The sequence below is a fragment of the Pseudoxanthomonas sp. SGNA-20 genome (assembly GCF_003931635.1).
Lineage (GTDB): Bacteria > Pseudomonadota > Gammaproteobacteria > Xanthomonadales > Xanthomonadaceae > Pseudoxanthomonas.
On the sequence record NZ_RRYK01000006.1, the window covers coordinates 47927 to 62274 of the forward strand.

Sequence of the window (14348 nt, forward strand, 5' to 3'; positions counted from 1 at the left end):
TTGGCGCTGGCACTCGTGAACCCGGCCATGGCCGTCGCCGAGGAGGCCGCCGCGCCGCCGGCCGCCGCCGTCGACCTGCTTCCGCAGGGCCAGGAAGTGGCGGACACGGTGATCGAACTGGCCGGTTGGGTGGTCGCCACCCGCGACAGCGAAGGCTATCCGTTCGCGATCATGGACAAGGCCGCGGCCCAGATCCTGGTGTTTGGCGGCGATGGCCGGCTGCGCGGCGCGGCGCCTGCGCTGTTCGGCTCGGCCGTCGGCGACCACATCGCCCCCGGCATCGCCGGCCTGGCCTTGCGCGAGATCCCGGGCAAGGACCGCACCACGCCGGCCGGCCGCTTCGTGGGCGGCTTCGGCCCTTCGCTCGATGCCGGGCGCGTGCTTTGGGTGGATTACGACTCCGGCGTCTCGATCCATCCGACGGCTACCGGCGTCCGTTCCGAGAAGCGTGCCGAGCGCCTCGCCTCGCCGCAGCCGGACGACAACCGCATCACCCACGGCTGCATCAACGTCGCGCCGGAGTTCTACGGGCAGGTGATCGAGCCGGTCTTCGCGCGCGGTGGCGTGTTCTACATCCTGCCGGAGACCAAGCCGCTGGCGGAGGTCTTCCCGGAATTCGCGCAAGGCCGCGATACCGCGCAGCGCAGCGAGTAACCGGGCGCGGCAGCGCCCGCGTCCGCCCCGCCGGTCATCCAGGCGGCGCGCCTGCGGCCGTGGTAACGGCCATTGCCGCACGCTTTGCGTCGAAGGGGTCGGGTGATGATTCGTCCCGCCGCCGCGTGTCGGGGCGCGCCGCACCGCGTGCGTACCGCGCCGGCGGACAACCGACATGGCGTGCAAACGCGACGCTGAAGGTGCTGGCCGAGCTGTAGCCGACGCGCTCGGCGACGTCGGCGATGCCGATACCACCGTTCGCGAGCAGGTCCCTCGCCAGGGCCATGCGCCAGGCCAGCAGGTACTCCATTGGCGGCATGCCCATCACCCGGTTGAACCGGTCGAAGAAGGCCGAGCGGGACAGGGCGGCTTCCTTTGCCAGCTCGTTCACGGTCCAGTTCCTCGAAGGGCACGCGTGCATCGCGCGGATCGCCGCGGCCAGGCGTGCATCGGACAGGGCCTGGACCAGTCCGCGCGCGGCTCCCGATCCGGAGGTGCAGCGCAGGGCTTCGATGAACAGCACCTCCAGCAGGCGCGCCAGCACCACTTCGCGTGCCGGCCGATCCTCGCGTGATTCCTCGCCGAGCATGTGCACCAGCGTCGCCAGCCGGGGCTCGCCGCGGACATGGATGAGCTGCGGCATCAGCGGCACCAGCAGCGCCGCATCGGGCGAATCGAAGCTGCAGTGGCCGGCCAGGATGCGCAGGTCGGTGGGACCGCGCGGCGCGCCGATCCTGTAGGAGCCTTCGGCCAGCAGCACAGGGACGGAGTGGGTGGCAGGATCCACTTCGTGCAGGCTGGACATGGTGACCCCGTAGGCGGCGGGGACCAGGACGAAATCCCCGGCTTGCAGGACGACCGTGTCTCGTCCCTCCAGCGCCAGCCGGCAACCGCCCTCGATCACCGCGCAGTAGAACGGCTCGCCGGCATCCGAGCGGCTGACCCGCCACGGGCCGGCGCCGACCACCTGCTTGGAGAAGCGCGCGGCGGGCTTGAGCAGCAGGACCACTTCCGCCAGTGGATCGACCATGGCCGGACTCCTGCAAACGAAGTATGGACTTCCGATTGTAGGCAGTACGGGGCAGGGTGCATACCGTGGTGGCTCGCCCACCACACGCGAGACCACCGAATGAAGACCGTGCTGATCACCGGCTGTTCCTCCGGCTTTGGACTGGAAACCGCGCGCCATTTCCTGGCGCGGGACTGGCGCGTCGTCGCCACCATGCGCACCCCGCGCGACGACCTGCTGCCGGCATCGGCCAACCTGCTCGTGCTGCCGCTGGATGTCACCGATCCGGAAAGCGTCCGGGCTGCCGTCGCCGGGGCAGGGGAGGTCGACGTACTCGTCAACAACGCCGGCTTCGGCGCGCCCGCACCGTTCGAGCTGATGGACATGGAAACGGTGCGCCGCCTGTTCGAGACCAACACCTTCGGCACGATCGCGATGGCCCAGGCGGTACTGCCGCAGATGCGCGCGCGCGGATCCGGGGTCATCGTCAACGTGACCTCGAGCGCGACCTACAGGCCGCTGCCGCTGATTGGCGCGTATCGCGCCTCCAAGGCCGCGGTGAACGCGATCACCGAATCGCTCGCCGCCGAGATCGCGCAGTTCGGCCTGCGCGCGCACCTGGTGCTGCCGGGCTCTTCCGGCGATACCCGCTTCCGCGAGTCCGCCCGCCGCGGCCTGCGCGGGATCGACGATGCGGTGTATGGCCGCTTCATGCAGGACACCATCGCGCGCATGGCCGACTCGGTCGGACCCGGTACCCGGTCCACGGACGTGGCGCAGGCGGTCTGGCGCGCGACCAACGATCCTGCCGCGCCGCTGTACATCCCGGCCGGCGCGGATGCGGAGGAGTGGGCGAGGGAGGCGGGCTGAGGGCGCCGGGATGAGCGGATGGCAGGCCGGCGCCGCTCGCCAGTCCTGCCGGAAATGCGATGGAGCGTCAGGCGGCCTGGAGCCGGTCTTCGCCCTCATCTTCCGCGGAGGACGGACGTGCGCGATGGCGTGCACCAGGGCACGTGATTGAAGCGCGGAAGGCGGCGATCCGGGGTCTGGCGCTGCGGCGGCATCGATTTATAGCGGATTCGCTATAAACCACTAAACTCTTCATAACCCTGGTGCGCTGACGCGCGACCGCTTCCCGACGGTCCTGCGCATTCGCCGACATTGGATGTAGTTCTAGTCATATAGTGCGGGGACGGCAGCAATATGCGCTGAGGTTGCTTGCTCCGGATGGGTGGCATGCCGAGGACCCAATGTCACAGGGGGTCTCCACACCAGGGAGCCGACGCGATGTCCACACCCAAGGACCGCCGCCACGCCGGTCGATCCTGACCAGGCTGCGTTCGACCGCGTGACGCATGACTGTGATCAGCGTCTGGCGCGCCTCCATCGTGGACGTCCGGCGAGGCAGGCGCGCACCTCGGGGATCAGCGAAGGCCAAAGTGGGTCCAGCCTGGCAGGCACGGTTGCGTTGGCGTGGCGCGCAGAACCAAGGGTGGCCCGGCGGCGGCATGGATCCAATGGATCCAACGAGGCACGGATCCAACCAGGCGCCGGTTGCGGCTGGACGCGTCGGCCAGCCTGCAGCTTGGTTCATATCCAGATGGTTTGTTGGTGATGGCCGCGCCGGGGCTTACTGCTGACGGTTCCGGGAAGATAGGCCGCCTTGGCAGCGATGGCGGCGGTGCCTGGCGGCGGGCCGCAGCAGCGGAAAACCAAGTGTCTGCTGCCAAGCAATCGCCCCCCTCGTAAGTGATTGAAACCTAAGAAGTGACTTGTTTCCGAGGAAGTGATTTCTCGGCGGGTCCGAAGCCAACAAGCTGCCCCGGTTTCGACTAAGCGCCAACATGCGCCCCTTGGTCGCCGCCAGCGCCAAGCAACCGCCCCCGGCTTGCCAGAGGCGTCAACAAACCGCCTCCTGGGCGAGCGCATGGAATTCTTGAGGGCGCGCGTCCGCTTGCCCCCAGCCGCGTCCTACGCGGCTGTCTGCGGCCAAGAAAATGCCCCGCAGCAAGCAACACGCATTCCATTTCACATCGACAAATGCCCTGACCGTCATCAGCTGCGGCGCTGCTTCGTCTTTGCCCATCATTGGCGCGCTCCAGGAAAGATGGTGATCACGCTAGACCTGTGTCCCGCACACAGGTCAAGCTCGGCTGACACGCCTCCATCCACACCAAGGCATCGAGTGCTCCCGCAGCGATAATCTTGGGTCAACGCACACGCGGACCGCCTTTGCCCTGGCGCGTTGAAGGTCGGCCACATCACGACACGTCCGCCGGCAGCGCAGCAGCCATTGGCCGCTTCCTGGCCAGCTGCCGCTGCTTGATCAACGAGTACAGTGCTGGGATCACCACCAGCGTCAGCACCGTCGACGACACCATGCCGCCCACCATCGGCGCGGCGATGCGGCGCATGACTTCCGAGCCTGTGCCGCTGCTCCACATGATCGGCAGCAGGCCGGCCATGATCGCGACCACGGTCATCATCTTCGGGCGCACGCGGTCGACCGCGCCTTCGATGATCGCGTCGCGCAGATCGCCGGCATCCAGCGAGCGGCCTTCGGCCTGGCGCTGCGCGGCGCGAGCTTCCAGCGCGTGGTCGAGATAGATCAGCATCACCACGCCGGTCTCGGCGGCGACGCCCGCCAGCGCGATGAAGCCGACCGCCACCGCCACGCTGAGGTTGTAGTCCAGCGCCCACATCAGCCAGACGCCGCCCACCAGCGCGAACGGCACCGACAGCATCACGATCAGCGATTCGGTGACGCGCCGGAAGTTGAGGTACAGCAGCAGGAAGATCAGCGCCAGCGTCACCGGCACCACGATCCGCATCTTCGCCGCGGCGCGCTGCATGTACTCGTACTGCCCGCTCCAGGTGGCGTACGTGCCGGGCGGGAACTTCACCGACTCGGCCACCGCCTGCTGCGCGGCGCGCACGTAGCGGCCGATGTCGCTCTCGCGGGTGTCGACGTAGATGTAGGCCGACAGCATCGCGTTCTCGGTCCGGATGCTGGGCGCACCCTTGCGCACCACCACCGTGGCCAGTTCGCCCAGCGGCACCTGCGCGCCGTCCATGGTCGGCACCAGCACGTTGTCGGCGATGCGCTGCGGATCGTCGCGCAGCTCGCGCGGGTAGCGCACGATCAGCCCGAAGCGCTCGCGTCCCTGCACCAGCGTGGTCACCATCTCGCCGCCCAGCGCGGCCGCCACCACGTCCTGCAGCTCGCCGGGCGTGACGCCGTACTGCGCCAGCCGCGCGCGGTCGGGTTCGACGTCGAGGTAGTAGCCGCCGGTGAGCCGCTCGGCGTAGGCGCTGGTGGTGCCCGGCACCTTGCGCACCGCCGCCTCGATCTGCCGCGCCAGCGTCTCCATCTGCGCCAGGTCGCGGCCGAACACCTTGATGCCGACCGGCGTGCGGATGCCGGTGGCCAGCATGTCGGTGCGCGCCTTGATCGGCATGGTCCAGGAGTTGGCGACGCCGGGGAAACTCAGCGCGCGGTCCATTTCGGCGATCAGTTTGTCCACCGTCATCCCCTCGCGCCATTCGGATTCGGGCTTGAGGTTGATGACGGTCTCGAACATCTCCAGCGGCGCGGGGTCGGTGGCGGTGTTGGCGCGTCCGGCCTTGCCGAACACCGATTCGACCTCGGGGAAGCTCCTGATGATGCGGTCCTGCTGTTGCAGCAGTTGCGCCGCCTTGGTCGCCGACATCGCCGGCAGCGAGGCCGGCATGTAGAGCAGGGTGCCTTCGTTGAGCGTCGGCATGAACTCGCTGCCCAGGCGCGATGCCGGCCATAGCGTGGCCAGCAGCGCGACCACCGCCAGCACGAGGGTGGCGAGCCTGTGGCGCAGCACCGCGTTGATCACCGGGCGGTAGCCGGCGATCAGCACGCGGTTCACCGGGTTCTTCGCCTCCGGCACGATCCGGCCGCGCACGAACAGCAGCATCAGCACCGGCACCAGCGTGATCGACAGCAGCGCGCCGCCGGCCATCGCGAAGGTCTTGGTGAACGCCAGCGGCCGGAACAGCCGTCCTTCCTGCGCCTCCAGCGCGAACACCGGCAGGAACGAGACGGTGATGATCATCAGGCTGAAGAACAGCGCCGGGCCGACCTCGCGGCAGGCGTCGATGATCAGTTGCGCGCGGCTGCGCGTGCCGTCGTCGCGCTCGATGTGCTTGTGCGCGTTCTCGATCATCACGATCGCCGCGTCCACCATCGCGCCGATGGCGATGGCGATGCCGCCCAGGCTCATGATGTTGCTGTTGAGTCCGAGCACGCGCATGGCGATGAACGCGATCAGCACGCCGACCGGCAGCATCACGATCGCCACCAGCGCGCTGCGGGCGTGGAACAGGAATACCAGGCAGACCAGCGCGACGATCAGGCTCTCCTCGATCAGCGTGGTGCGCAGGGTCGCAATCGCGCGGTGGATCAGCTCGGAGCGGTCGTACACCGTGCGCAGGCTGACGCCCGCGGGCAGGCCGCCGCGGATCTCGGCCAGCTTCTCCTTCAGGCCGTGGATCACCGCCAGCGCGTTTTCGCCGTAGCGCGCCACCGCGATGCCGGCGACCGTCTCGCCTTCGCCGTCGAGCTCGGCCAGGCCGCGGCGCTCGTCCGGCACCAGTTCGACGTGGGCGACGTCGCCGACGCGCACCGGCGCGCCGCCCTCCGCCTTCAGCACCAGGTTCTCGATATCCTCCACGCCACGCAGGTAGCCGCGGCCGCGCACCATGTATTCGGTCTCGGCCATCTCGACCACGCGGCCGCCGACATCGCGGTTGCTCTCGCGCACCACCTGCGACACGCGCGCCAGCGGGATGCCGTACTCGCGCAGGCGCGCCGGATCGACGGTGACCGAATACTGACGCACGAAGCCGCCGACGCTGGCGATCTCCGCCACGCCCGGCGCCTTGGCGAGCTGGTAGCGCACGTACCAGTCCTGCACCGCGCGCAGCTCGTCGAGCGAACGCTGCTTGCCCTGCAGCGCGTACTGGTAGACCCAGCCGACGCCGGTGGCATCCGGCCCGAGGCTCGGGGTGACGCCGGCCGGCAGGTTCTTCGAGGCGAAGTTGAGGTATTCGAGCACGCGCGAGCGCGCCCAGTAGAGGTCGGTGCCGTCCTCGAAGATCACGTAGACGAACGAGGCGCCGAAGAACGAGAAACCGCGCACTACCTTCGACTTCGGCACTGACAGCAGCGCGCTGGTGAGCGGGTAGGTGACCTGGTCCTCGACCACCTGCGGCGCCTGCCCCGGATACTCGGTGAACACGATCACCTGCACGTCGGACAGATCCGGCTGCGCGTCCAGCGGAGTGCGCAGCAGCGCGTAGACGCCGCCGGCGATCACCGCCAGCGTCATCACCGCGATCAGGAAGACGTTGCGGACCGACCACTCGATGATGCGGCCGAGCATGTCAGCGGTCCTCCTGGCCGTCGTGCGTGCCGTCGGTTGCCGGCGCGTGGCCGGCGTGCGGATCGGATGGCGGGGGCGGGGCGTGCCCGGCGTGCGGATCGGGCGACGCGGTCGGGGCGTGGCCCGCGTGCGGGTCGGCCGGCGCCGGCGACGGATGCGCGGGCGCCTGCGGCGTCGGTCGCGGCGTGGCCGGGGCCGGCTGCGTGTCCTTCTTCGTATCGACCGGTGGCATCGCCGGCCCATGTCCGGCGTGGTCCACCGCCGCGGGCGCGGTCGCCTGTGCGGCGGGTGCGGACCCACCGTGGCCGGCGTGCGCGCCCAGTCCCTGCAACGCCGCCTGCAGGTTGCTCTCGGCGTCGATCAGGAAGTTCGCCGCCACCACCACGCGTTCGCCTTCGCGCACGCCTTCCAGGATCTCGACGCGATCGCCGGCGCGCCGCCCGGTGCGCACCTCGCGCGGCTCGAACCGGCCGGGCGCGCGCTCGACCAGCACCACCTGGCGCAGTCCGCTGTCGAGCACCGCCGAGCGCGGCACGCTCAGCACCGGCGTCGGGTCGTCGCGCTCCAGCACGATCGCGCCGAACAGGCCGGGACGCAGCACGCCGTCCCGATTCGGCAGCGCCACCCGCACCTGCACCGTGCGCGTGGCGGTGTCCAGCACCGGCTGCACGAACGTCACCGTGCCGTCGAAGCGACGGCCGGGCAGGGTGGTGGATTCGAAACGCGCGGCCTGTCCGACCCGCAGCTCCGCCGCCTGCGCGGCTGGCACGTGCGCCACCGCCCACACCGTGGACAGGTCCGCCAGCCGCAGCACGGTCTCGCCCGGCTCGAAGCGCGCGCCCTGCACGACCGGCTTCTCGATCACCACCGCGTCCGCCGGCGAGGTCAGCACGAAGCTGCCGTCGCCCTGTCCGAGCTGGCGCGGGGCGATCTGCCAGTTGCGCAGGCGGGCCACCGCCGCATCGCGCAGGCGCGTCATCGAGGCGGCGCTGACCGGATCGCTCTGCGCGAGCTTGCGCGCCGCCGCATCGGCGACGCGGTACTCCTGCTGCGCCGCCATCAGCTCCGGGCTGTACACTCGCATCAGCGGCTGGCCGCGGCGCACGCGCATGCCGGTCTGGTCGGCGTACAGGCGCTCGATCCAGCCTTCGAAACGCGGTGCGATCGCGTACTGCCGGGTCTCGTCGATCTCCAGCGTGGCGCTGGCGCGCACCCCGGCGGCCAGCGGCGCGCGTTCCACCACCGCCGTGCGCACACCGAGCGTCTGCACCTTCTCCGGCGTCAGCACGACGGTGCCGGGCGCGGTGGCCTCCTCGCCTTCGTAGACGGGGATGTAGTCCATTCCCATCGGGTCCTTCTTCGGCACCGGCGAGGTGTCCGGAAGGCCCATGGGATTGCGGTAATAGAGCACCTTGCGTTCCGCGGCCGGCGCTTCGGCGGACGTGGCTGCGCTCGGAGCATCGTTCGTCGCGCGGCCGGCCATCCAGCCGACGGCGAGGGCGGCGAGTGCGACGCCGATGGCGAGCGACAGGGTCTGGACACGGGTCATCGGATCTCTCCTTCGATGGCGCGCACGGCGGCGGCGCCCAACAGTTCGTCACGCAGTGCATCGAGCCGTGCGAGGTCGGCGCCCTGCCATTCATTGAGTGCTTCCAGCAGCGTCCCGAAGTCGACTTCGCCGACCTGGTAGCTGGCCAGCGCGGACTGCCAGGTGGCGTCGGCCTGCGGCAGCAGCGTGTTCTCGATCAGCTCGCGGCGGTCGCGTGCGCTGGTCCACTGCGCCCAGGCAGAGGCGCCGCGTTCCTCGACGGCCCGCAGCGTGGCGTCCATCCGCGCCAGCGCCGCTTCTTCGAGCAGGCGCGATTCGCGCTCGCGTTCGCGGCGTGCACGCTGCTGGAACGGGATCTCGACCTCGAGCATCAGCTCGGTGCTTTCGAGGCCGTTGCCGAGCTGCATCGCACCCACGCCCAGGGTGATGTCCGGAAAGCGGTTGCGACGCTGCAGCACCACGTTCGTGCGCGCCGCCTCGGCGCGGGCCTGCTGCGAGCGCACCGCGGGATGCGCATCGGCGTCATCCAGTGCCTCGGCAAGCGAGGCGCTGTGGACGGCGAGGCGCGGCGCCTCGCCGGGAGTCGCCAGCGGTGCATCGGACCGGCGCCCCAGCACCGCGTTCAAGGTGGCGGCCGCCTCCTGCTTGGTCGCGAGGCGTTCGATCCGCTCGCGCTGTAGGCTGGTCTGCTCGACCTGGGCGCGGATGGCATCCTGCTGCGCCGCGCGACCCAGGGCGTAGCGCACGCCGGCTATTTCCTCGACCTGGCGGAGCAGGGCGATGCGGCGGTCGAGCACCGCCACCGCCTGGTCGGCGTGCCAGTAGCGGACGTAGGCGGCTTCGGCCTCGGCGAGCAGCGTGCGCGCGGTGGCTTCGCGCTCCAGCCGCATCGCCTCGGCCTCATGGGTGGCGACCTCGCGGGCCAGCGAACGCTTGCCCCAGAGCGGGAAGCGCTGGCGCAGCGCGTAGTTCACCTCGCGCTCGGCACCGGCGGTGCGCCAGGGCTTGTCCGGATCGAGGCCGCGGAATCCAACCGAGGCCATCGGATCGGGCAGGGCACCTGCGGGAAGGATCCTCGCTTCGGCGGCCTGGGTTTCGAAGTCCATGGCCCGCAGCTCGGGGTTGTGTTCCAGAACCCAGGTGCGGATCGACTCGAGGCTGTGCCCCGGGATGGGTTCGGTGGCGGTCGCGGGCAGCGCCAGCGTCCACAAGCCGCCGGCGAACACGCAGGCAAGCAGGTGCCGGAGCAGTGGCCGACGGCGGAACAGCGGGTAAGGGTGCAGGCGCCTGGCCTGCATCGGGTCGAACAGGGATGCCATATCAGTGTCCTTGGGCCGACACGACGCAGGTCGCTCGGACGAGGCAGGAACACATGCCGTGACGCGCACGGCACGAACGCACAGCACTGCGCCGCACCGGTGTGCGGAGCAGTCAGCGTCCGGGCATCAGATCAGCAGGAGTGCCGCGGGATGGGCGGTGGGGCGGTGCCAGGCGGGCCTGGGTGGCGAATCCACCCATGTGGACGTGACACCCGGTGCACCATCCCCACTCTCGGCGACTGCGAACCAGGAGAACCATGCTCCGACAAGGAGCGGCGGAATCGAGGGGATGCGCCCACTGTCCGCCGAGATGCCACCCTCGGTGCAGTGCGCGTCGCACAGGGCCTTGCTCGCCGAGGGGAGCTCGGCATCGCAAGCGTGGCCATGGTCGTGTCGGGTGTCGGTGGCGGCAGCGACAAAAGCCGCCGGCGTACCTGGGAGATCCAGGCACTCGCCATGGCCGGCCAAAGCGAACTGGGACCAGAGCAGCGCCGCCATCGCGAGGAGGGCGGTGCGCTGGAACCAATTCCGATGGCGGATGCGGACCATGACTTGAGCTTACCTCTTACCAGGACCGATGCAATTGACTCAAGTCAATCCCTGGCGAGGCCCAAGGTACGGTCCCGCACGGGTGCCGTCGGCGAGGGCGGTACGGCGGCCGACTTGGCCAGGCGAAGTGCATTGGCCACCACCGATACCGAACTCAAGCTCATTGCCAGCGCCGCGACCATCGGACTCAGCAGGATCCCGAACGCGGGGTAGAGCACCCCGGCCGCGACCGGCACCCCAAGCGCGTTGTACAGGAACGCGAAGGTGAGGTTCTGCTTCATGTTGGCCACGGTGGCCTGGGAGATCTTGCGGGCGCGCAGGATGCCGCGCAGGTCGCCCTTGACCAGGGTGATCTGGGCGCTGGACATCGCGACGTCGGTGCCCGTGCCCATGGCGATGCCGACGTCGGCGGCGGCCAGCGCGGGAGCATCGTTGATGCCGTCGCCGGCCATCGCCACCCGCCGGCCTTCGCCCTTGAGGCGCCGCACCAGCTCGGCCTTGTCCTCGGGGCGGACTTCGCCATGCACCTCGTCCAAGCCCAGCTCGGTGGCCACGGCCCGTGCGGTGGTGAGCCCGTCACCGGTGGCCATGATGATGCGCAGCCCGGCGGCGTGCAGCTCATTGATGGCGGTCGCGGCCGACGCCTTGATCGGGTCTGCGACCGCGATCAGACCCGCCAAGCGACCGTCCACGGCGAGGAACATGGCGCTAGCACCCTCGCGGCGCAGACGCTCGGCGACGTCGACATGCGCACCGGGATCGGCGCCCATATCATCCATGAGTGCGGTATTGCCCAACGCAAGCGCGTGACCCGCTACGGTTCCGCGCACACCCATGCCGGTCACCGAGTCGAAGTCCTCCACGCGGTCGAACTCGAAGTTCCGGCGTCGGGCCTCGGCCACGATGGCATCGGCCAGCGGATGCTCGCTGCCCTGGTCCAGGCTGGCCGCCAGGTGCAGCACCTGGTCGGCGTCGAAGCCCTCGAAGGCCACGACTTCCTTGAAGGCCGGGCGCCCTTCGGTGAGCGTGCCGGTCTTGTCGACGATCAGGGTGTCGATGCGGCGCATATGCTCGATGGCTTCGGCATCGCGGAACAGCACGCCCACCTGCGCCGCCTTGCCCGTGGCGACCATGATCGACATCGGCGTCGCCAGGCCCAGCGCGCAGGGGCAGGCGATGATCAGCACCGAGACCGCGTTCAGGATGGCAAAGGTCCAGGCCGGGTCCGGGCCGAAGAAGCCCCAGATGAAGAAGGTGGCCACCGCGATCGCCAGCACTGCGAGCACGAACCAGTAGGCGACGGTATCAGCCATCCGCTGCATCGGCGCGCGGGAGCGCTGCGCCTGCGCGACCAGCTGCACGATCTGCGACAGCACCGTATCGGAACCCACCTTGGCGGCGCGGATCACCAGTGCGCCAGTGCCGTTCTGGGTCGCGCCGATGACCTGGTCGCCCGCGGTCTTCTCGACCGGGATCGGCTCGCCGGTGAGCATCGATTCGTCGACGCTGGAGCGGCCCTCGACCACTTCGCCATCCACCGGCACCTTCTCGCCAGGACGCACGCGCAGGTGATCGCCGACATGCACGTGGGTCAGCGGGATGTCTTCCTCGGTACCGTCGGGGTTGACCCGCCGTGCTTCCTTGGGCGCGAGACCGAGCAGGCCCTTGATCGCCGCGGAGGTTTTCGAACGTGCCCGCAGCTCCAGCATCTGGCCCAGGAGCGTCAACGATACGATTACCGCTGCCGCCTCGTAATACACACCGACGCGCCCGTGCTCGGTAAACGACGGCGGGAACAAGCCGGGTGCCAGCGTGGCGACCAGGCTGTAGCCAAAGGCGGCCGCAACGCCAATCCCGATGAGGGTGAACATGTTCGGGCTGCGGTTGCGGATCGACTGCACGCAGCGCTCGAAGAACGGCCAGCCGGCCCACAGCACGACCGGTGTGGTCAGGACCAGCTCGACCCAGGTTTGCAGGTCGATCGACAGCGGCAGGATCTGCACGCCGCCCAGCACGATACGCGGGAGGTACTGGCCGAACATGGCCAGCACGAGCGTCACCACCGTCAGCGGAAGCGTCCACCAGAACCGGCGCGAGAAGTCGCGAAGTTCCGGATTGTCGTCGTCCTCCAGGTTGGGCATTTCCGGCTCCAGCGCCATGCCGCAGAAGGGACAGTTGCCTGGACCCTGTTGTCGAACTTCCGGGTGCATCGGGCAGGTGTAGATGGCGCCGGGCCGTGCCACCTCGGGTTCGTCCCGGGACGTCAGGTAGCGCTCGGGATCAGCCACGAACTTCGCGCGGCATCGCTCCGAGCAGAAGTGAAAATGGGCGCCGGCGTGGTCCGCATGATGCGGCGTGGTGGCGGGATCTACCTGCATGCCACAGACTGGGTCGGTTACCCGTCCATCTGCAGTCTCGACAGGGACAGCGCCTGCGGAGTGATGGTCATGGGACGACGGTGAGTTCATGCCGATGCTCGCTTTAGTGGGGATGGACTGCCAAGGCAGTGTGCCATTGGGGGTTACACAGCTATTCGGGGCTGAGCGTCCCGAGCACTGAAACAACAACCAGGATCAAGATGGCCAGCGCGGCCTCAGCCGTAACACTCTGCCGCAAAGCCCGCACCTCCTGCGCGGGATCTCCGCTGGTCAGCGCCCGTCCCAGGCGCGGCACCAGCGTCCATCGGTGCAGCGCTCCCAAACCCAGCATTCCGCCGAACAGAGCCAGTTTGAACAGCAGCAACTTCCCGTAGGTGCTCTGAAACAGGGCCGAAAACGACCACGCGGTGAGATCCCCGTAGTGCACGATGCCGGACACGACGAGCGCAGCAACGAAAATCGTTCCCAGCGTCGAAAATCCATGCAGAAAGTCATGCGTTGATCGCAGACGCCCGCTGCCGGAGGCCTCCTTGCCGCGCAGGAGCATCCCCAGGAACATCAGGACCGCTGCGATCCAGCCGCCTGCCGCAAGAAGATGGACAAGGCCCGCAGCAAGCCGGACCGCGCCTGCCACGCCCTCACCAGCGGCCGCGTGGCCGTTCCATGCCAGAGAAGCGAGTGCGCCGCCCGCCAGCGTCACCGCCAGCGGGAAGGCGGGCTCCACCTTCCCGCGGCGACGATGCCATCCAAGCACAAACATCAGGGCGAGCAGCAGCGCGCCTCTCGCCATCGCTGCCCGGCCCGCGGACGTCTCGAGCAGATACCAGCCAAGCGATGCGCGATCAACGTCGGCGACCGGCATCCCCATGATGCCCGCGGTCTTGAAGACGACTTCGGCCCCGGTGAGCACGAGACCGACGGTGGCACTCACCAACAGAACGCCCATAAGTGGCCATCCGGCCAGGGCATCGGTGAGTGCCGCTCGACGCGAACCGTACCACCCGAGCAATGGGACCCCGAAAAGAACCATGAGGACTAGGTATTCCAGGAACCTCACTGCATAAGCCGACAGGTCGAGCATTTGTGGCTCCTCAGCGCACCGTGAAGCTGAAACTGCCCGTCATGGGGTGGTTGTCGCCACCGACTGCGCGGTATTCCACGGTATAGACGCCCGGAGCCAGCGGCTGGGGCAACTTGGCACGCAGGGTCTTGCCGTTGTTGACGATCTCGGTCGTGAAATTCTCGATCGGCATGGTGGAACTGCCGTGCTTCATGAGCAACTTGAGACGCGACGCCCGCGGAATCAATGTTTCGTTGAATACGAGATCGATCTGGTCTGGCGAGGCCACCACCGCATTTGCCGCCGGTGTGGACTGCTGCAGCGCGGCGTGGGCGTGCGCGATCTGCAGGGAGAACTGCCCAGCCGCAATCGCGAGGACGAGCGCGAAGGAGCGAAGGACGTTTGATGATCTCATA

Annotated in this window: 10 protein-coding genes; 2 read left to right on the top strand and 8 right to left on the bottom strand. The window is 68.9% G+C overall.

Annotation, left to right across the window (positions count from 1 at the left end; all coding sequences use genetic code 11):
- The first annotated feature begins 27 nt into the window (after positions 1–27).
- Positions 28–654 (top strand): L,D-transpeptidase, encoded by a 627-nt coding sequence (locus EIM48_RS11300; protein ID WP_125077082.1) that lies wholly within the window; start codon positions 28–30, stop codon positions 652–654.
- 34 nt (positions 655–688) lie between these two features.
- On the opposite strand, the gene EIM48_RS11305 is transcribed toward EIM48_RS11300, so the two are convergent.
- Entirely contained in the window at positions 689–1684 is a 996-nt protein-coding gene (locus EIM48_RS11305) for an AraC family transcriptional regulator (RefSeq protein ID WP_125111684.1), read from the bottom strand.
- 99 nt (positions 1685–1783) lie between these two features.
- Between EIM48_RS11305 and EIM48_RS11310 the strand changes: the two genes are divergently transcribed.
- Positions 1784–2533, top strand: coding sequence for an SDR family oxidoreductase (locus EIM48_RS11310; RefSeq protein ID WP_028915020.1), 750 nt, complete (start codon positions 1784–1786; stop codon positions 2531–2533).
- A gap of 1030 nt (positions 2534–3563) precedes the next feature.
- On the opposite strand, the gene EIM48_RS11315 is transcribed toward EIM48_RS11310, so the two are convergent.
- The 7 genes from EIM48_RS11315 to copC form a co-directional block, all read right to left on the bottom strand.
- The gene (locus tag EIM48_RS11315; RefSeq protein ID WP_125111685.1) at positions 3564–3749 is read right to left on the bottom strand and encodes a hypothetical protein; all 186 of its coding nucleotides are present in this window, start codon (positions 3747–3749) and stop codon (positions 3564–3566) included.
- Positions 3750–3924: 175 nt separating this feature from the next.
- Positions 3925–7077 carry a CusA/CzcA family heavy metal efflux RND transporter gene (locus EIM48_RS11320; RefSeq protein ID WP_125111686.1) on the bottom strand — a complete coding sequence of 1051 codons (3153 nt, stop codon included), beginning with the start codon at positions 7075–7077 and terminating at the stop codon, positions 3925–3927.
- Position 7078: 1 nt separating this feature from the next.
- Positions 7079–8626, bottom strand: a complete 1548-nt coding sequence (locus tag EIM48_RS11325) for an efflux RND transporter periplasmic adaptor subunit (protein WP_125111687.1) — start codon at positions 8624–8626, stop codon at positions 7079–7081.
- Complete coding sequence (locus EIM48_RS11330) at positions 8623–9945, bottom strand: TolC family protein (RefSeq protein WP_233581685.1); 1323 nt, start codon at positions 9943–9945, stop codon at positions 8623–8625. Before EIM48_RS11330 ends, EIM48_RS11325 begins: the two co-directional genes overlap by 4 nt.
- A gap of 593 nt (positions 9946–10538) precedes the next feature.
- The gene (locus tag EIM48_RS11340) at positions 10539–12962 is read right to left on the bottom strand and encodes a heavy metal translocating P-type ATPase (protein ID WP_125111688.1); all 2424 of its coding nucleotides are present in this window, start codon (positions 12960–12962) and stop codon (positions 10539–10541) included.
- Between the two features lie 61 nt (positions 12963–13023).
- Complete coding sequence (gene copD / locus EIM48_RS11345) at positions 13024–13953, bottom strand: copper homeostasis membrane protein CopD (RefSeq protein ID WP_125111689.1); 930 nt, start codon at positions 13951–13953, stop codon at positions 13024–13026.
- A 10-nt stretch (positions 13954–13963) separates the two neighbouring features.
- Positions 13964–14347, bottom strand: a complete 384-nt coding sequence (gene copC, locus EIM48_RS11350) for a copper homeostasis periplasmic binding protein CopC (protein ID WP_125077099.1) — start codon at positions 14345–14347, stop codon at positions 13964–13966.
- Position 14348: the final 1 nt, after the last annotated feature.

Bases quoted from the DNA above. Each gene is read 5' to 3' on its own strand.
- EIM48_RS11320 (WP_125111686.1), bottom strand. From the start codon at position 7,077: ATGCTCGGCCGCATCATCGAGTGGTCGGTCCGCAACGTCTTCCTGATC.
- EIM48_RS11325 (WP_125111687.1), bottom strand. From the start codon at position 8,626: ATGACCCGTGTCCAGACCCTGTCGCTCGCCATCGGCGTCGCACTCGCC.
- EIM48_RS11315 (WP_125111685.1), bottom strand. From the start codon at position 3,749: ATGGGCAAAGACGAAGCAGCGCCGCAGCTGATGACGGTCAGGGCATTT.
- EIM48_RS11330 (WP_233581685.1), bottom strand. From the start codon at position 9,945: ATGGCATCCCTGTTCGACCCGATGCAGGCCAGGCGCCTGCACCCTTAC.
- EIM48_RS11340 (WP_125111688.1), bottom strand. From the start codon at position 12,962: ATGAACTCACCGTCGTCCCATGACCATCACTCCGCAGGCGCTGTCCCT.
- EIM48_RS11300 (WP_125077082.1), top strand. From the start codon at position 28: ATGGCCGTCGCCGAGGAGGCCGCCGCGCCGCCGGCCGCCGCCGTCGAC.
- copC (WP_125077099.1), bottom strand. From the start codon at position 14,347: ATGAGATCATCAAACGTCCTTCGCTCCTTCGCGCTCGTCCTCGCGATT.
- copD (WP_125111689.1), bottom strand. From the start codon at position 13,953: ATGCTCGACCTGTCGGCTTATGCAGTGAGGTTCCTGGAATACCTAGTC.
- EIM48_RS11305 (WP_125111684.1), bottom strand. From the start codon at position 1,684: ATGGTCGATCCACTGGCGGAAGTGGTCCTGCTGCTCAAGCCCGCCGCG.
- EIM48_RS11310 (WP_028915020.1), top strand. From the start codon at position 1,784: ATGAAGACCGTGCTGATCACCGGCTGTTCCTCCGGCTTTGGACTGGAA.